This is a genomic window from Bacillus sp. FSL P4-0290 (genome assembly GCF_037975435.1).
In the GTDB taxonomy this organism is placed as follows: Bacteria; Bacillota; Bacilli; order Bacillales; family Bacillaceae; genus Bacillus; species Bacillus subtilis.
In genome coordinates, this window is sequence record NZ_CP150253.1 from 309,499 (window position 1) to 328,350 (window position 18,852).

General features: G+C 45.2%; 16 protein-coding genes and 1 pseudogene. 14 read left to right on the forward strand and 3 right to left on the reverse strand.

Annotated features, from left to right (window positions below; genetic code table 11):
* The first annotated feature begins 204 nt into the window (after positions 1-204).
* The 7 genes from MKY10_RS01695 to niaP all read left to right on the forward strand — a co-directional run bounded on the left by MKY10_RS01695 (position 205) and on the right by niaP (position 6,973).
* Complete coding sequence (locus tag MKY10_RS01695) at positions 205-804, forward strand: TerD family protein (RefSeq protein WP_042977278.1); 600 nt, start codon at positions 205-207, stop codon at positions 802-804.
* A gap of 21 nt (positions 805-825) precedes the next feature.
* Positions 826-1,407, forward strand: coding sequence for a TerD family protein (locus MKY10_RS01700; protein ID WP_003234723.1), 582 nt, complete (start codon positions 826-828; stop codon positions 1,405-1,407).
* Between the two features lie 34 nt (positions 1,408-1,441).
* The gene (locus tag MKY10_RS01705; RefSeq protein WP_003241242.1) at positions 1,442-2,020 is read left to right on the forward strand and encodes a TerD family protein; all 579 of its coding nucleotides are present in this window, start codon (positions 1,442-1,444) and stop codon (positions 2,018-2,020) included.
* Positions 2,021-2,071: 51 nt separating this feature from the next.
* A complete protein-coding gene (locus tag MKY10_RS01710; RefSeq protein ID WP_003234719.1) occupies positions 2,072-2,845 on the forward strand; it encodes a TerC family protein in 774 nt (257 codons plus the stop codon).
* A gap of 83 nt (positions 2,846-2,928) precedes the next feature.
* Complete coding sequence (locus MKY10_RS01715) at positions 2,929-4,542, forward strand: YceG family protein (RefSeq protein WP_032677553.1); 1,614 nt, start codon at positions 2,929-2,931, stop codon at positions 4,540-4,542.
* A 15-nt stretch (positions 4,543-4,557) separates the two neighbouring features.
* Positions 4,558-5,649: a toxic anion resistance protein gene (locus MKY10_RS01720; protein WP_046160026.1), complete on the forward strand. Its 1,092-nt coding sequence runs from the start codon at positions 4,558-4,560 to the stop codon at positions 5,647-5,649.
* 121 nt (positions 5,650-5,770) lie between these two features.
* Positions 5,771-6,973 carry a niacin permease NiaP gene (niaP, locus tag MKY10_RS01725; protein ID WP_015252880.1) on the forward strand — a complete coding sequence of 401 codons (1,203 nt, stop codon included), beginning with the start codon at positions 5,771-5,773 and terminating at the stop codon, positions 6,971-6,973.
* A gap of 291 nt (positions 6,974-7,264) precedes the next feature.
* On the opposite strand, the gene MKY10_RS01730 is transcribed toward niaP, so the two are convergent.
* Together MKY10_RS01730 and MKY10_RS01735 are read right to left on the reverse strand one after the other, a co-directional pair.
* On the reverse strand, positions 7,265-8,437 hold the full coding sequence (locus MKY10_RS01730) for an MFS transporter (RefSeq protein ID WP_061891263.1): 1,173 nt from the start codon (positions 8,435-8,437) through the stop codon (positions 7,265-7,267).
* Positions 8,438-8,505: 68 nt separating this feature from the next.
* Positions 8,506-8,808, reverse strand: a complete 303-nt coding sequence (locus tag MKY10_RS01735; RefSeq protein ID WP_010886398.1) for a metalloregulator ArsR/SmtB family transcription factor — start codon at positions 8,806-8,808, stop codon at positions 8,506-8,508.
* Between the two features lie 289 nt (positions 8,809-9,097).
* On the opposite strand from MKY10_RS01735, the gene opuAA reads away from it, so the two are divergent.
* The 3 genes from opuAA to opuAC are packed head-to-tail and all read left to right on the forward strand — an operon-like array spanning position 9,098 to position 12,085.
* Positions 9,098-10,354, forward strand: coding sequence for a glycine/proline betaine ABC transporter ATP-binding protein OpuAA (gene opuAA / locus MKY10_RS01740; RefSeq protein WP_024571578.1), 1,257 nt, complete (start codon positions 9,098-9,100; stop codon positions 10,352-10,354).
* Between the two features lies 1 nt (position 10,355).
* Positions 10,356-11,204, forward strand: coding sequence for a glycine/proline betaine ABC transporter permease subunit OpuAB (opuAB, locus tag MKY10_RS01745; RefSeq protein ID WP_003241221.1), 849 nt, complete (start codon positions 10,356-10,358; stop codon positions 11,202-11,204).
* Positions 11,204-12,085: a glycine/proline betaine ABC transporter substrate-binding protein OpuAC gene (gene opuAC / locus MKY10_RS01750; RefSeq protein WP_003246462.1), complete on the forward strand. Its 882-nt coding sequence runs from the start codon at positions 11,204-11,206 to the stop codon at positions 12,083-12,085. The genes opuAB and opuAC overlap by 1 nt, the downstream gene beginning before the upstream one ends.
* Before the next feature lie 37 nt (positions 12,086-12,122).
* Here opuAC and MKY10_RS01755 read toward each other — a convergent pair whose 3' ends face one another.
* The gene (locus MKY10_RS01755; RefSeq protein ID WP_015252877.1) at positions 12,123-13,274 is read right to left on the reverse strand and encodes a M20 peptidase aminoacylase family protein; all 1,152 of its coding nucleotides are present in this window, start codon (positions 13,272-13,274) and stop codon (positions 12,123-12,125) included.
* Positions 13,275-13,423: 149 nt separating this feature from the next.
* Between MKY10_RS01755 and MKY10_RS01760 the strand changes: the two genes are divergently transcribed.
* From MKY10_RS01760 to MKY10_RS01775, 4 genes and pseudogenes are all read left to right on the forward strand, one after another.
* The gene (locus MKY10_RS01760) at positions 13,424-14,857 is read left to right on the forward strand and encodes a YfcC family protein (RefSeq protein ID WP_339226081.1); all 1,434 of its coding nucleotides are present in this window, start codon (positions 13,424-13,426) and stop codon (positions 14,855-14,857) included.
* A gap of 115 nt (positions 14,858-14,972) precedes the next feature.
* Positions 14,973-15,574, forward strand: a pseudogene (locus MKY10_RS01765) (DUF6773 family protein).
* Between the two features lie 148 nt (positions 15,575-15,722).
* Positions 15,723-17,702 carry an alpha-amylase gene (gene amyE, locus MKY10_RS01770; protein ID WP_015252874.1) on the forward strand — a complete coding sequence of 660 codons (1,980 nt, stop codon included), beginning with the start codon at positions 15,723-15,725 and terminating at the stop codon, positions 17,700-17,702.
* A 176-nt stretch (positions 17,703-17,878) separates the two neighbouring features.
* Positions 17,879-18,844: an L-lactate dehydrogenase gene (locus tag MKY10_RS01775; RefSeq protein ID WP_014478761.1), complete on the forward strand. Its 966-nt coding sequence runs from the start codon at positions 17,879-17,881 to the stop codon at positions 18,842-18,844.
* Positions 18,845-18,852 lie beyond the last annotated feature (8 nt).

Sequence of the window (18,852 nt, forward strand, 5' to 3'; positions counted from 1 at the left end):
TTAAGAAGCGCACTTTATAGCATTTGCAAATCATATATCAAATATGGAAGTTTTTTTTCGAGGTTTTTCGTCAATTATTCTTAACTTTTACGAAACTTTGATATAATAACAAACGTATATATTAGTAATTTACGGCTTATTTTCCTTGTGAGCGTAAAAATAAATGTGACTATCTTCACATTTCGATGAGTAGGAGTGAATCGTGTGGCAATTTCTTTAGAAAAAGGTCAACGAATTGATTTAACAAAAGGAAAAGCCGGTCTGTCAAAATTGATGGTCGGTCTCGGCTGGGACCCAGTGTCCTCAGGCGGAGGATTCTTCAGCAAACTGCTTGGCGGAGGCGGTCCGAATATCGACTGTGACGCTTCAGTGCTGATGCTGGAAAACGGAAAATTCACCGATAAGAAAAACCTGATTTATTTCGGCAACCTGAAAAGCCGCTGCGGCGGTGTACAGCATACAGGCGACAACCTGACGGGTGACGGTGCAGGCGATGACGAGCAAATTATGATAGATTTAGATAAAGTGCCTGCAAACATTGATAAGCTTGTATTTGTAGTGAACATTTACGATTGTGTCAGAAGAAAACAAGATTTTGGCATGATTCAAAATGCGTTTATCCGCGTAGTTGATCAATCTAATCACGAGGAAATGCTCAAGTACAATTTGAGAGACAATTACGCCGGCAGAACAAGCCTGATTACAGCAGAAATCTACCGCAGCGGCAGTGAGTGGAAGTTTGCGGCGATCGGTGAAGGCACAAACGATACGAGATTAGAAGATATTATCAGCCGATACGTATAAAAGAAAAGGAGTGGATGAAACATGACAATTTCATTGGCAAAAGGACAAAAAGTAGATTTAACAAAAACAAATCCGGGTCTTTCAAAGGTTGTTGTCGGTTTAGGCTGGGATACGAACAAGTATGACGGCGGACACGACTTTGATCTTGACTCAAGTGTGTTTCTGTTAGACGCCGCAGGCAAATGCGCGTCACCAAACGACTTTATTTTCTACAACCAGCTTGAAGGCGGCAACGGTTCAGTCGTTCATTCAGGCGACAACCTGACTGGTGCTGGCGAAGGCGACGATGAGAATGTAAAAGTAAATCTCAGCGCTGTACCGGCAAACATTGATAAAATCTCATTTGTTATTACCATTCACGATGCAGAAGCGCGCAGCCAAAACTTTGGACAAGTATCAAACGCGTTTGTCCGCATCGTAAATGAAGAAACAAATGAAGAGCTCATCCGTTACGATCTTGCAGAAGATTTCTCTATTGAAACGGCAATCATTGCAGGGGAGCTTTACAGACATAACGGCGAGTGGAAATTCTCAGCAATCGGCTCAGGCTACCAAGGCGGCCTTGCCCGCATTGCAACAGACTACGGTTTGCAAGTCGGTTAAGACAAATACGAAGAGCAGAAAGGAGAGAGGCAGTATGGCCATTCAATTATCAAAAGGACAGCGCATTGATTTAACAAAAACAAATCCGGGACTGACTAAAGCGGTGATCGGCTTAGGCTGGGATACAAACAAGTACTCCGGCGGACACGATTTTGACCTGGATGCTTCGGCCTTTTTAGTTGATGCGCATGATAACTGCGTAAATGATCTCGATTTCGTCTTCTATAATAACCTTGAACATCCGAGCGGCGGTGTCATCCATACGGGTGACAACCGCACGGGTGAGGGCGACGGAGATGATGAGCAGATTATCGTTGATTTCTCAAAAATCCCTGCTCACATTGAGAAAATCGGCATCACAGTGACCATTCACGACGCTGAAGCACGCAGCCAAAACTTTGGACAAGTTTCCAATGCATTTGTCCGCGTTGTGGATGAAGAGACGCAGAATGAGCTTCTTCGCTTCGATTTGGGAGAAGACTTCTCCATTGAAACAGCTGTTGTCGTTTGTGAGCTTTACAGACACGGCGGCGAGTGGAAATTCAATGCAATCGGCAGCGGATTTTCCGGCGGGCTGGCTGCATTGTGCCGGAATTACGGTTTGCAAGTGTAAGCGAGTGACAAATAGAGAAGTCACCGTTTCAAATTAATAGGAGGAAAAAACTTGGACTTTTTACATCATATTTTGTCTACGTATGCTTCATTTTTCGATTGGAAAATGTGGGGGGAAGTTCTGACTGATCCTGTTTCCTGGGGTTTGATCGGTTCCCTTGTTGTTCTGGAAGGCCTTTTATCGGCCGATAACGCGCTTGTTCTTGCGGTCATGGTTAAACACCTGCCGGAAAAACAGCGGAAAAAAGCGTTAACGTATGGTTTGTTTGGAGCTTATATTTTCAGGTTTATTTTCATCGGGCTCGGTATGCTTCTCATTAAATTCTGGTGGATCAAGGTGCTTGGCGCGCTTTACCTGGCTTGGCTCGTCATTAAGCACTTCTGGATTGGCGAAAAAGAAGAGGAAGCGGACGGCATCAAGAAAAACTCTTGGATGGTCCGCACGTTCGGGATCTTCTGGGCGACTGTCATTTCAGTAGAATTAATGGATCTTGCCTTCTCTGTGGACAGCATCCTGGCCGCGTTTGCAGTATCTGAAAAAGTATGGGTGCTTCTGATTGGCGGTATGCTTGGTATTTTAATGATGCGTACAGTGGCAAAAGTATTCCTTGTGCTGATTGATAAAATTCCTGAGCTGGAAAACACAGCATTCGTCTTAATCGGCATTATCGCGCTGAAAATGGCGGGGAGCGCTTTCCATTACGAAATGCCGCACTCTGTATTCTTCATTATCATTATCGCTGCATTTGCGGTAACATTGATCATTCACTACATCAATAAACAAAAGCAGGTGCGCGAACAAACAGCCGCTTCAAAAGAAGAATAAAACAAAACAAGGAGGGAGGTTCAATGTCCTTCCTTTTTTGTTACCGAAATATCGTTCAATGACAAACCGGAAAGGAGGATATGATGAGACAAGAAGAACTAACCATTCATAAAGCACTTCCGGCTGATGGCGATTGGAAAAGCCTGCTGTTTCAGCCATTGCCGGAGCGGGATCACTATGAAACTGCACAAGGCCTTTCTTTTTCTCGTCTTGCCGGTCAGATATTGGGCACGCCTATTGATGAGACGGATTACTATAACGAGCTGTATGAGCTGTCTGTAAACGACCGCATAACGATTTTGAGTGAAACGCTTGATAAAACAATCGAACCGGAAACATTTCAAAAGCTTCAGCATATTCATTCCATCAATCAGAAAGAAAAAGGGCTGTCAGTCAGCCGCTTTGTTGCCTTTCTGGACGGGGAAAAGCTGATTGCGAAGCACTCAAATCCCCTGATGCACCGCCATTTAAGAAAAGCGCTGATGACGCTTTTACATACCTTTGCGGACAGTCATGAAAAGGGGCTGAATCATCCTGATTTTCGCAGAGTGCTGCTTGATGTCTCGAAGTTTTCCTTAAACCATCTGAACCCTTGGCTGGAAAAAACCGATATAGAGCGGGAGATGCCGAAGGTTGTTTGGTATGGAGATGCGACGAAAAGCCAGCTCTATTTCTTATATTATCTGATGCTGGTCGGCTGTGATGTACTGCTGTTCCATCCGGCGGGAACGGATCAGCTGGCGCTTGTCGACCCGAAGCAGGAGCTCGGTTTTACGGAAAAGCTCCCGGATGTTTCGGAGCTTCAGCCGTTTCCGAAAGAAAAACCAGACCGGAAATCAACAGTGGCTTACCGCTCAACAAAGGAAATTGAACATGTGCTGAATCACGAGGAATCCATGCTGTATAAGCCGTGGCAGTTCAGAGATCACACACCGGTGTCCGTTACGCTGAAAACGACCTATGATGAATTGTTTTTAATCACGAAAGAACGCGCCTTTATTCGGCCGAATTTCAAAGCTGATAAACATTCCATTGAGATTCCGAATGTATTCGCCAAAATTATGGGCGTGTCGAAAGACAATAAGGAATATTGGAACAGGCTTCATACTCTAGCGGATTATCAGGAAACAGAAATGGTCAGAAGCTTTCCATTTACAGAAGAAATAAAGTCGAACTATCAATTTCACTACAGCCACGCACTTGATCAAGAAGGGAACATTGATCCGGACAAGCTGATGGCAAGCAATGTGTGGCAGTACAAACAGCTGCCGGCGGGCGTTCAGACTGCCATTGCCAAAACGATTTCGAGAATGTGCAGGCACCCGCGGCTTAAGGCTTTGCATCAGGAACAAGTCAAGGATGTTCAAATCTATTTGTTTAAACAAACAACAAACCTGCCTGCTAATTTGCTGAAATTGATTCAAATGTTCGACTATGCGCAAACCGTTCCGAAACTTGTTTTATATCATACGGAAATGAGCGGCGGACTCACGCGTTCGGATGCTGCCGCCCTGCTGTTCTTGAATGAAATCGGAATCGATATCATCATTTATAATCCGCCCGGACACCAAGATATTGAGCAGTTTATTGAAGATGACCAGTATGATATCCACTGGCTGGATGACATGGTGTTTCAGCAGGACTACAAAGAGCCTTCGCTTGTGAAAAGGCTCTTCAGAACCATTACCCAAAAATAAGGAGAGAAGAAAAGCATGACAACAGAAAATCAAAATCCGCTTGTTCTCGATAAAAATGAAGAGATTTCCCAGCAAAAAGCTGACGATATCCGTCTTCAGCTCCGTCAGGAACCAGAAGTGAAGCGGCTTGCTCAACAAATTGATGTCAAAAACCAAATGGAGCTGCTTGAGTACGGCAAGGAGCCAGCCATTGAAATATCCAAGTTCTCTGACCGCATCTTAGGGATGATGAAAACAACAAGCGTGACAGACTCCGGCACAATGCTGACTCAGCTTGGGAAAATCATGGACCGCTTCGACAAAAATGATTTTGATGAGCCAAAGGGATTAATGGCGAAGATTTTCAAACGCGGCGGCAGCATGATTGAAAAAATCTTTAAAAAGTATCAGACACTTGGCGGAGAGATTGAAAAAATCCACGTTGAGATTTCAAAATACAAAGATGAGATGACGAAGACGAACTACACGCTCGATGAAATGTATGAAAACAATATCAAATACTATATGGAGCTTGAAAAATACGTCGTTGCCGGGCAGATGAAACTGGAAGAGATGCAGTCGATCCTTCCTTCATATGAGGAAAAAGCGGCAAGCGGGAACCAGCTGGCGCAAATGCAGCTCGATACGTTGCGCAACGGCATTCAGGCGCTTGAGGAACGGGTGTATGATCTGGACATGGCACGGATGGTGGCGCTTCAAACTGCACCTCAAATCCGTCTCCTGCAGCGAGGAAATGCAAAGCTGATCGGGAAAATCAACTCCGCGTTTATCATTACCATTCCGATTTTCAAAAACGGCATTATTCAGGCTGTTACGGTAAAGCGGCAAAAGCTTGTGGCTGATTCCATGAGCGAGCTTGACCGCCGGACAAACGAGATGCTGAAACGAAATGCTGAAAACATCTCGAGCCAAAGTGTTGAAATTGCGAGAATGGCCGGCAGACCGAGCATAGATATTGAAACGATTGAATCGTCTTGGAACACGATTGTCAGCGGCATGCAGGAAACAAAACAAATCGAAGAAGAAAACAAGCGCCTCCGCGAAGACGGCGCGAGACGAATTGCACAGCTTCAGGATAATATTAAAAAAGCAGCATTGCAGCAATAATAAAAACCCCGCTTGTGGAACATAAGCGGGGTTTTTCAATTACATCATTTAGTTAATGACAATGTGTAAAGACAGGTGTAAACTTAAACGGTAATCATTTTGCATATCAGAGGTGTTGGCAATGGGAAAACAACAGCCTATATCCCAGCGTAAACTGCTGGGCGTCGCCGGTTTGGGGTGGCTGTTTGATGCAATGGATGTCGGAATATTATCGTTTATTATCGCCGCGCTCCATGTAGAGTGGAATCTGTCGCCCGAGGAAATGAAATGGATCGGAAGCGTCAATTCCATCGGCATGGCTGCGGGTGCGTTTTTGTTTGGTTTGCTTGCTGATCGAATCGGCCGCAAAAAAGTGTTCATCATCACCCTTTTATGCTTTTCCATCGGAAGCGGCATTTCCGCTTTTGTGACGAGCTTATCGGCATTTCTAATCCTTCGTTTCGTGATTGGTATGGGACTTGGCGGCGAGCTTCCAGTCGCTTCAACACTCGTTTCGGAAGCGGTTGTGCCTGAAAAGCGGGGCAGAGTGATTGTGCTTTTGGAAAGCTTTTGGGCCGTGGGCTGGCTCGCAGCGGCCTTGATTTCTTACTTTGTGATACCAAGCTTCGGCTGGCAGGCTGCCCTTCTGTTAACTGCGCTGACTGCTTTTTATGCGCTGTACCTGCGGACGAGTCTGCCTGATTCGCCGAAATATGAATCGCTTTCTGCCAAAAAGAGGTCGGTGTGGGAGAATGTAAAAAGCGTCTGGGCAAGACAGTATATACGGCCGACGGTGATGCTGTCGATCGTTTGGTTCTGTGTGGTGTTTTCTTATTACGGCATGTTCCTATGGCTCCCGAGTGTCATGCTGCTGAAAGGCTTCAGCATGATTCAAAGCTTTGAATATGTCCTGCTGATGACGCTTGCTCAGCTACCGGGCTATTTCTCTGCCGCATGGCTGATTGAAAAAGCGGGCCGGAAGTGGATACTCGTCATTTACTTGATTGGCACAGCAGGAAGCGCCTATTTCTTCGGAACGGCGGATTCCTTAAGTCTTCTGCTTACGGCTGGAATGCTGTTATCGTTTTTCAATCTCGGTGCATGGGGCGTGCTGTATGCTTATACCCCGGAGCAATACCCGACTGCGATTCGAGCAACAGGTTCAGGAACGACAGCAGCGTTTGGAAGAATCGGCGGCATCTTCGGGCCTTTGCTCGTCGGAACCCTGGCAGCCCGTCATATTTCGTTTTCGGTCATCTTTTCAATCTTTTGCATTGCAATCTTACTCGCGGTTGCTTGTATTTTGATTATGGGGAAAGAAACGAAACAAACTGAGCTAGAATAGGAAAAGCACCTCTTGAAAGAGGTGCTTTCAGCGTGTCGACAAACCCTCGCATTCGTTGTCAGGACTGCGCTTCGGTGCTCAATGCGAAGTGGATCAACGGCTAAATTCTCAGGCGTCCTGCCTAAACGCCGTCGTCATCACATCCTGTGAATGTCCGCTCCTATGCTCGTCCTTCCTAGACTTCAAGGGTTTTCAATCACGCTGAAAAGATGACAAAATCCTAAAATGAAAACCATTTTAGGATTTTGTCAACAATCTGAGGCACCTCTTGAATGAGGTGCTTTTTTTTTTTTACATCTGCGCCCGGGCTGCGGATTGGCGTTTCCCGGTTTTACTGATTGCCTGGTAGAGCGTCATAGAAAGTATGAACAAAATGGCAGTAAATCCTGTGACAGCTCCGAAATGCTGTGTGCTTTGATATAAAAAACCTGCAATACTTGTACCGACAGTGGTCCCGGCATACATAGCGGCATTGGAAAGGGAAGCGATGGTTCCTCGCGCATTTGGTGCAATGGATTGAAAGACACCCATCATTAACGGAAAGATGATGCCAGCTGTAAAGAACGTGAGAAAAAAGCCGGCTTCTACTAAAAACAAGTTTGGAAAGAACGGAAGAGCGAAATAGAGAGCGCCCATTAGCAGCATCCCGCTGATCAGTGTTTTAAACATGCCCAGCTTTTCTGAAACCCGGCTGCCGATAAGGCTCCCGAGCATATTTCCCAGTCCGAGTACAAGCATAGCTGCGCCAATTTGTGACACGGTTAAATGATAATCCGCGGAAAGCCAAGTACCCAGAAAGCTGAACGATGCGAAGTTTCCGGTTTGAAACAGAAAATAGGCAAGCAGAATGACCGATGTTTTCGGCAATGAAAAAAGCTCCCGATAGGGGTTGACAATTGATGGGCGCGCCAATGGTTCAGAAGGCCGGATGCCAGGCATGACCGCCGCCAGGATCAATAGAAGAATAAGCGAGCACGCTGACAAAACGAAAAATGGCGTATGCCATGTAAAGGAAGCGAGAAACCCTCCAATAGGAAGTCCGAGCATTTGTGAAGCGGCCAAACCTGCTGTCGCAATCCCCATGCCTTTTATGATCTGAGAAGGCTGGACAATGACTGGGATGGACGCCCAAATTTGAGGCGTCACAAACGCAGCGCTAACGCCTGCGGCAAAACGGAACAGGCACATGGCGGCAAAAGAGGGAGCGATGCCGCATAAAAATGTGGATACGATAAAGCCTGCAAGTCCCCACAGCATGACTGTTTTCCTGTTCAGCCGGTCTGAGATTGGGCCTGCAATGAAAGCGAAGAGTGCATAACCGAGTGCATAAGCACTGACCATCCAGCCTGACAAATCAGTAGAGACATGAAACTGATCCTGTAAAAGGGGGAGAAGCGGCGAAAGCAAAAAGGTATCCGTGCCAATGACAAACATGACACTGAAGAAAAGCCAAATGCGATTCAAATTTTATCACTCCTATTGTTTTATAACTTTAAAACTATGAAACAGATATGTATAGAGAAAACCCTTTGTTAGAGGGTTTCCAAAAAGCCAGGCAGGTATGTTTGAAATGTGTCTTCACGCAGACTGACGTATTTTGTCCGCGAATCTTTCCGGGTTGCCGTCAATCCCGCTTCACGCAGCGTTTTAAAATGATAAGATGCCGTGGTTTTGACAATATTGCACTTTTCACCTACTTCACCGCAGCTGAGTTCTTTTCCGCTGACATAAAGCGTACGAATAATGGCAAGCCTTGATTCATCAGACAGTGCTTTAAAAATTTGCGCTCTGATTTGATCATCTGATTGTTTCATAGTCATGAAACTATAATACATAATTGATGTTGAAAAAGCAACTTATTTTTCCAGTAAAGGAGAGGGAAGTCATAAGAGGAAGAAGGAATTCAATTCCAATAAAAGCGTTTTCAACTAAAGATAGGCGAAAAATCACCCGTAAAATACAATCATATAGGAGGATTACAGAGCATTTAGAAGCATAAATAAGATCATGTGGTCACATGGATGTTTATAAAGAAATGGTACAGAATAAAAGAGAATATGCTGTTTGTGTGGGAAGTTACATAAATGTTACGGTAATAAAGATTGCTTAATATGGAGGGAAAATATGAGTGTAGATGAGAAACCAATTAAGATAAAAGTCGAGAAAGTCTCTAAGATTTTTGGGAAACAAACAAAGAAGGCAGTTCAAATGCTTGCCAACGGAAAGACAAAAAAAGAGATCCTGAAAGCAACCGGATCAACCGTTGGGGTTAATCAGGCAGATTTTGAAGTATATGATGGTGAGATATTTGTCATCATGGGTCTATCAGGGAGCGGTAAATCAACTTTAGTACGGATGTTAAACCGGCTTATTGAACCGACTGCCGGAAATATTTACATTGATGGTGACATGATAACAAATATGTCTAAAGACCAGCTCCGGGAAGTCCGCCGGAAGAAAATCAGCATGGTCTTCCAAAAGTTCGCTCTGTTCCCGCACAGAACGATACTTGAAAACACAGAATACGGACTGGAGCTTCAAGGTGTAGACAAACAAGAGCGGCAGCAAAAAGCGCTTGAGTCTCTTAAGCTCGTCGGGCTCGAAGGGTTTGAACATCAATATCCTGACCAGCTTTCCGGCGGGATGCAGCAGCGTGTCGGCCTGGCCCGCGCGTTGACAAATGATCCGGACATCCTTCTGATGGACGAAGCGTTCAGTGCGCTCGATCCATTGATTCGTAAAGATATGCAGGATGAACTTCTTGATCTTCACGATAATGTCGGAAAAACGATTATCTTTATTACGCATGACTTGGACGAAGCGTTGCGGATCGGCGACAGAATTGTCCTAATGAAGGACGGCAACATCGTTCAAATCGGCACGCCTGAAGAAATCCTGATGAATCCATCTAACGAATATGTTGAGAAATTCGTCGAAGATGTTGATTTGTCTAAAGTCCTCACAGCAGGCCACATTATGAAACGCGCTGAAACAGTGCGGATTGATAAAGGGCCTCGCGTAGCATTGACACTGATGAAAAACCTTGGAATTTCTTCAATTTATGCAGTGGATAAACAAAAGAAATTATTAGGTGTTATCTATGCGTCTGATGCGAAAAAAGCGGCTGAGTCTGATTTGTCACTTCAAGACATCTTGAATACAGAATTTACGACTGTACCAGAGAATACGTATCTGACTGAGATTTTTGACGTTGTGTCCGATGCGAATATTCCAATTGCGGTTGTGGATGAGAAGCAAAGAATGAAAGGAATTGTCGTAAGAGGCGCGCTGATTGGCGCACTTGCCGGCAATAACGAGTATATCAATGCTGAAGGCACTGGTGAACAAACACAAGATCCTTCTGTACAGGAGGTGAAGTAAGATGGATAGACTGCCTAGAATACCTTTAGCAGATATCATTGACCGTTTTGTTGACTGGATTACGATGACGTTTGGCGGATTCTTCGACGGAATCGCTAACGGTTTGGCTGCTTTTGTAAATGGAATTGTCAGCGGACTCGGATTTATTCCATCTATTTTGTTAACAATTATTTTCGCTGCACTTGCGTGGTGGATCAGTACAAGGGGAATTGCGTTATTTACATTGATTGGATTCCTTCTGATCGATTATTTAGGATATTGGGACCCAATGCTGCAAACATTGGCGCTTGTGTTGACATCTGTGATTATTTCGATTGTGGTCGGGGTACCGATCGGAATTTGGGCGTCTCAGAAGGAAACGGTTCGCCGTATTGTAACGCCAATTCTTGATTTAATGCAGACAATGCCTGCTTTCGTATATCTATTGCCGGCGATTTTCTTCTTTAACATCGGTGTTGTGCCGGGTGTTGTTGCATCTGTTATCTTCGCGATGCCGCCGACAATCCGCATGACTGTTCTCGGTATTAAACAAGTGCCGGCGGATCTGATTGAAGCGACTGAGGCATTCGGTTCTACAACAGCTCAGCGTTTGTTTAAAGTTCAGCTCCCGCTTGCGACAAAAACCATTTTGGCCGGGATCAACCAAAGCATCATGCTTGCGTTATCAATGGTTGTTATTGCCGCAATGGTCGGTGCACCGGGACTTGGTTCTGAAGTATACAGTGCCGTTACACAGCTGAAAACCGGGGTCGGAGTAGAGGCCGGTATCGCCATCGTTATCGTTGCCATTACCCTGGACCGTATTACTCAAAATATTAAAGTGAAGAAGAAAAGCAGGGGGAATGCCTGATGCTTAAAAAAATCATCGGCATCGGCGTTTCCGCCATGCTGGCGCTCTCACTTGCGGCTTGCGGTTCAGAAAACGATGAAAATGCATCCGCAGCAGAACAAGTGAATAAGACCATCATCGGGATTGACCCCGGTTCAGGGATTATGTCCCTGACTGACAAAGCGATGAAGGATTATGACCTGAATGACTGGACATTGATTTCAGCGTCAAGTGCTGCGATGACCGCTACGCTTAAAAAGTCATACGACCGTAAGAAACCGATTATCATTACAGGATGGACACCGCACTGGATGTTCTCCAGATATAAGCTGAAATATCTCGATGATCCGAAACAATCTTATGGCAGCGCAGAGGAAATCCATACGATCACACGCAAAGGCTTCAGCAAAGAGCAGCCGAATGCCGCAAAGCTTCTGAGCCAGTTTAAATGGACGCAAGACGAAATGGGCGAAATCATGATCAAGGTGGAAGAAGGCGAGAAACCAGCCAAAGTTGCTGCTGAGTACGTCAATAAACACAAGGATCAGATTGCCGAATGGACAAAAGGCGTTCAAAAGGTGAAGGGAGACAAAATCAACCTTGCCTATGTGGCGTGGGACAGTGAGATTGCAAGTACAAACGTCATAGGCAAAGTCTTAGAAGACTTGGGCTATGAGGTAACACTTACTCAGGTAGAGGCTGGGCCGATGTGGACTGCAATTGCGACGGGAAGTGCGGATGCATCCCTTTCCGCATGGCTGCCGAATACCCATAAAGCATACGCCGCTAAATATAAAGGCAAATATGACGATATTGGCACCAGTATGACTGGTGTGAAGATGGGGCTTGTTGTTCCTCAATATATGAAAAATGTCAACTCAATTGAAGATTTGAAGAAGTAATCAAAAAAGCAGCCTGTGTCAGGCTGCTTTTTTTGCGTTAAGAAGCGTTAGCGGCAGCAAGTGATTCCGCCTTCTGAAATGTTTTGAGCACGGCGTTCGCCAAAATATGAATGCCGGTAAATATCGCATTTCGGTCAAAGGTCATGTGCGGATGATGGAGCCCCGGCTGGAGCCCGCAGCCTAGTCCGAGCATCGTTGTTTTCAGATTCGGCACCTTCACGGCGTAAAAATGGAAATCCTCTCCGCCGGTAGTGACAAGCGGGTCATCAAGCCGCTCAGCCCCGATGATATCTGTAATGGCTTCTGCCATGATCGCTTCAGCTTCTTTGTTTTGTGTTGCCGCAGGAAGGCTGTGTTCTTTTTGCAGATCGATTTTTGCGCCGAATGCAGCGGCGGCCGCTTCACAGGCTCTTTCTGTCTCGGCGATTAACGCCTCCATGGCTTCATTGGTCTGTGCGCGCAAATCAAGGCTGAACGATGCTTTTCCTGGAATGATGTTAGAGCTTTCACCGCCGGCTTGAAGTTTTGTCATTTTGACGGTATGCGGGATTTGCGGGTCAATATGAATGAGTCCGAGCTTATGTACAAGAAATGCCGCAATTTCAATGCTGTTTTTCCCGAGGTGCGGACGGGCGCCATGAGCCTCTTCCCCGATGATCGTTCCCTCAATGTGCTGGCTTGATCCGTGCAGAATAGACGGAGCGCAGCGGCCGTTTTGTGTTTCCTGGATCGGACGGACGTGAACGCCATACAAATAGTCGATATCATCAAGCACGCCTTCTTCTATCATTTTCAAGGCGCCGCCGCCTTTTTCTTCTGCCGGCTGAAAGATAAAACGGATTGTGCCCTTCGGAAGCTCAGGTTGTTTTTTTAGCAGCATTAACGTGCCCAATGCCATTGTCATATGTGAATCGTGTCCGCAGGAATGGTTGGCGCGAAATGTGCCGTTAACCTCCTGCCACAGCGCGTCAATATCAGCGCGTACCGCTACAACAGGTGAGCCTGAGCCGATTTCGCCGACAACCCCGGTGCAGTCTGAAAACGTGCGCGTCCGGCACCCTAAATCCTCAAGCTTTTGTTTCAAAAATGAAGTTGTCTCATATTCCTTCCAGCTGACTTCAGGGTTCGCGTGCAGATGCTCGAAGATGTCCATAATGGTTTGTTTCATGTCTTCTGAAAGCTTTTGCATGGTAAGAAATACCTCCTTCTATCAGAATGAATTTTTACCTTCTTTACTTTATTTATATTGAAACAGGAAGATAGGCTGTATATAATATAGCACATATTGCTACTTTTCAGAATAATTAATATTTTCAAACAGAGGGGATGGATCGAAATATGAGTATGCCAGCAGCCGAAACACAGCCTAAGAAAAAACGAATGACATTTAAAATGCCTGACGCCTATGTCCTCTTATTTATGATTGCTTTCATTTGCGCAATCGCTTCATATATTGTGCCGGCAGGTGAATTTGACCGCGTGACAAAGGGGGATGTCACGACCGCTGTTCCGGGAAGCTATCATTCAATTGAACAGTCTCCGGTCAGCTTGATCAGCTTTTTTACTTCTCTACAGGATGGAATGGTTGGATCAGCACCCATCATCTTTCTGAATCTATTCACAGGCGGCACCATTGCTATTCTAGAAAAAACGGGTGCCATCAATGGCCTGATTTACAATGTCATCAGCAAATTCCGCACAAAGCAATTATTATTTATTTGTATTGTCGGCGCATTGTTCTCCATTCTCGGAACAACCGGGATTGTCGTGAATTCAGTTATCGGTTTTATCCCCATCGGCCTCATTGTGGCACGATCCTTAAAATGGGACGCAGTCGCGGGAGCCGCTGTTATATACATCGGCTGCTACGCTGGATTTAACTCCACCATATTATCACCGTCACCGCTCGGTTTATCACAATCAATCGCGGAGCTCCCTCTTTTTTCTGGAATCGGCCTGCGAGTTGTGATATACATATGCTTTTTGCTGTCTTCTATTATTTATATCTATTTGTATACGAGAAAATTAAAAAAATCAAAAGATGCCAGTGTGTTAGGAACAGATTGGTTCCCTGCGGCAGGAATGGGCGAAGCCGGTAAAGAAGAAGATCAGTCAGTGCCGTTTACCGTTCGCCATAAGCTGATTTTGGCTGTGGCGGGACTCTCACTTGTCGGATTTTTATACGGCGCTTTGAAGCTTGGCTGGTCAGATTCCCAAATGGCTGCGACATTTATTTTTATTTCTGTCCTTGCCGGTTTAATAGGCGGGCTTGCGGCGAACGATATTGCCAAAACCTTCATTACGGGCTGCCAAAGTCTTGTATACGGGGCGCTGATTGTCGGGATGGCACGAAGCATTTCCGTTATCCTTGAAAATGGAAAGCTTCTCGATACTGTCGTCAATGCTTTGGCTTCACTTTTGGATGGATTCAGCCCGATTGCCGGGGCAATCGGCATGTATATCGCCAGTGCGCTGCTTCATTTTCTCATTTCTTCAGGTTCTGGCGAAGCCGTTGTATTTATTCCAATCCTGGCGCCGCTCGCTGATTTGATGGGAATCACGAGACAGGTTGCGGTGGAGGCAGTTATGCTTGGAGAAGGGGTCGTCAACTGTGTGAACCCGACATCCGGCGTTCTCATGGCGGTGCTTGCCGCCAGCGGTATTCCGTATGTCAAGTGGCTGCGGTTTATGGTGCCGCTTGCTCTGATTTGGTTCTTGATCGGGCTTGTCTTTATCGTGATCGGCGTCATGATCAATTGGGGACCGTTTTAACGATTGCTGCCCGCCGGCTTGTACGGCGGGCTTTTGAGTTATTCATTGCAGAAGCGCAGGCTGTTATTGTAACATGTAAGCCATAAGCCATTCGTAAAAGTGCGGGAGGAAGGTCATGAATAATCTGCGTAATAGACTTTCAGGCGTGAATGGGAAAAATAAGAGAGTAAAAGAAAAAGAACAAAAAATCTGGTCGGAGATTGGGATGATAGCGGGAGCATTTGCGCTGCTTGATGTGATCATCCGCGGCATTATGTTTGAATTTCCGTTTAAAGAATGGGCTGCAAGCCTTGTGTTTTTGTTCATCATTATCTTATATTACTGCATCAGGGCTGCGGCATCCGGAATGCTCATGCCGAGAATAGACACCAAAGAAGAACTGCAAAAACGGGTGAAGCAGCAGCGAATAGAATCAATTGCGGTCGCCTTTGCGGTAGTGGTGCTTACGATGTACGACAGGGGGATTCCCCATACATTCTTCGCTTGGCTGAAAATGATTCTTCTTTTTATCGTCTGCGGCGGCGTTCTGTTTCTGCTTCGGTATGTGATTGTGAAGCTGGCTTACAGAAGAGCGGTAAAAGAAGAAATAAAAAAGAAATCATCTTGAAAAATAGATGGTTTCTTTTTTTGTTTGGAAAGCGAGGGAAGCGTTCACAGTTTCGGGCAGCTTTTTTTATAGGAACATTGATTTGTATTCACTCTGCCAAGTTGTTTTGATAGAGTGATTGTGATAATTTTAAATGTAAGCGTTAACAAAATTCTCCAGTCTTCACATCGGTTTGAAAGGAGGAAGCGGAAGAATGAAGTAAGAGGGATTTTTGACTCCGAAGTAAGTCTTCAAAAAATCAAATAAGGAGTGTCAAGAATGTTTGCAAAACGATTCAAAACCTCTTTACTGCCGTTATTCGCTGGATTTTTATTGCTGTTTCATTTGGTTCTGGCAGGACCGGCGGCTGCGAGTGCTGAAACGGCGAACAAATCGAATGAGCTTACAGCACCGTCGATCAAAAGCGGAACCATTCTTCATGCATGGAATTGGTCGTTCAATACGTTAAAACACAATATGAAGGATATTCATGATGCAGGATATACAGCCATTCAGACATCTCCGATTAACCAAGTAAAGGAAGGGAACCAAGGAAATAAAAGCATGTCGAACTGGTACTGGCTCTATCAGCCGACATCGTACCAAATTGGCAACCGTTACTTAGGTACTGAACAAGAATTTAAAGAAATGTGTGCAGCCGCTGAAGAATATGGCATAAAGGTCATTGTTGACGCGGTCATCAATCATACCACCAGTGACTATGCCGCGATTTCCAATGAAATTAAGAGTATTCCAAACTGGACACATGGAAACACACAAATTAAAAACTGGTCTGATCGATGGGATGTCACGCAGAATTCATTGCTCGGGCTGTATGACTGGAATACACAAAATACACAAGTACAGTCCTATTTGAAACGGTTCTTAGAAAGAGCGTTGAATGACGGGGCAGACGGTTTTCGCTTTGATGCCGCCAAACATATAGAGCTTCCGGATGATGGGAGTTACGGCAGCCAATTTTGGCCGAATATCACAAACACATCTGCAGAGTTTCAATACGGAGAAATCCTGCAGGATAGTGCTTCCAGAGATGCTTCATATGCGAATTATATGAATGTGACAGCGTCTAACTATGGGCATTCCATAAGGTCCGCTTTAAAGAATCGCAATCTGGGCGTGTCGAATATCTCCCACTATGCATCTGATGTGTCTGCGGACAAGCTAGTGACATGGGTGGAGTCGCATGATACGTATGCCAATGATGATGAAGAGTCGACATGGATGAGCGATGATGATATCCGTTTAGGCTGGGCGGTGATAGCTTCTCGTTCAGGCAGTACGCCTCTTTTCTTTTCCAGACCTGAGGGAGGCGGAAATGGTGTGAGGTTCCCGGGGAAAAGCCAAATAGGCGATCGCGGGAGTGCTTTATTTGAAGATCAGGCTATCACTGCGGTCAATAGATTTCACAATGTGATGGCTGGACAGCCTGAGGAACTCTCGAACCCGAATGGAAACAACCAGATATTTATGAATCAGCGCGGCTCACATGGCGTTGTGCTGGCAAATGCAGGTTCATCCTCTGTCTCTATCAATACGGCAACAAAATTGCCTGATGGCAGGTATGACAATAAAGCTGGAGCGGGTTCATTTCAAGTGAACGATGGTAAACTGACAGGCACGATCAATGCCAGGTCTGTAGCTGTGCTTTATCCTGATGATATTGCAAAAGCGCCTCATGTTTTCCTTGAGAATTACAAAACAGGTGTAACACATTCTTTCAATGATCAACTGACGATTACCTTGCGTGCAGATGCGAATACAACAAAAGCCGTTTATCAAATCAATAATGGACCAGAGACGGCGTTTAAGGATGGAGATCAATTCACAATCGGAAAAGGAGATCCATTTGGCAAAACATACACCATCATGTTAAAAGGAACGAACAGTGATGGTGTAACGAGGACCGAGAAATACAGTTTTGTTAAAAGAGATCCAGCGTCGGCCAAAACCATCGGCTATCAAAATCCGAATCATTGGAGCCAGGTAAATGCTTATATCTATAAACATGATGGGAGCCGAGTAATTGAATTGACCGGATCTTGGCCTGGAAAACCAATGACTAAAAATGCAGACGGAATTTACACGCTGACGCTGCCTGCGGACACGGATACAACCAACGCAAAAGTGATTTTTAATAATGGCAGCGCCCAAGTGCCCGGTCAGAATCAGCCTGGCTTTGATTACGTGCTAAATGGTTTATATAATGACTCGGGCTTAAGCGGTTCTCTTCCCCATTGAGGGCAAGGCTAGACGGGACTTACCGAAAGAAACCATCAATGATGGTTTCTTTTTTGTTCATAAATCAGACAAAACTTTTCTCTTGCAAAAGTTTGTGAAGTGTTGCACAATATAAATGTGAAATACTTCACAAACAAAAAGACATCAAAGAGAAACATACCCTGGAAGGATGATTAATGATGAACAAACATGTAAATAAAGTAGCTTTAATCGGAGCGGGTTTTGTTGGAAGCAGTTATGCATTTGCGTTAATTAACCAAGGGATCACAGATGAGCTTGTGGTCATTGATGTAAATAAAGAAAAAGCAATGGGCGATGTGATGGATTTAAACCACGGAAAGGCATTTGCGCCACAACCGGTCAAAACATCTTACGGAACATATGAAGACTGCAAGGATGCTGATATTGTCTGCATTTGCGCCGGAGCAAACCAAAAACCTGGTGAGACACGCCTTGAATTAGTAGAAAAGAACTTGAAGATTTTCAAAGGCATCGTCAGTGAGGTCATGGCGAGCGGATTTGACGGCATTTTCTTAATTGCGACAAATCCGGTTGATATCCTGACTTACGCAACATGGAAATTCAGCGGTCTGCCAAAAGAGCGGGTGATCGGAAGCGGCACAACACTAGATTCTGCGAGATTCCGTTTCATGCTGAGCGAATACTTTGGCGCAGCGCCTCAAAACGTGCACGCGCATATTATCGGAGAGCACGGCGACACAGAGCTTCCTGTTTGGAGCCACGCGAATGTCGGCGGTGTGCCGGTCAGTGAACTCGTTGAGAAAAACGATGCGTACAAACAAGAGGAGCTGGACCAAATTGTAGATGATGTGAAAAACGCAGCTTACCATATCATTGAGAAAAAAGGCGCGACTTATTATGGGGTTGCGATGAGTCTTGCTCGCATTACAAAAGCCATTCTTCATAATGAAAACAGCATATTAACTGTCAGCACATATTTGGACGGGCAATACGGTGCAGATGACGTGTACATCGGTGTGCCGGCTGTCGTGAACCGCGGAGGGATCGCAGGTATCACTGAGCTGAACTTAAATGAGAAAGAAAAAGAACAGTTCCTTCACAGCGCCGGCGTCCTTAAAAACATTTTAAAACCTCATTTTGCAGAACAAAAAGTCAACTAACCGCAACT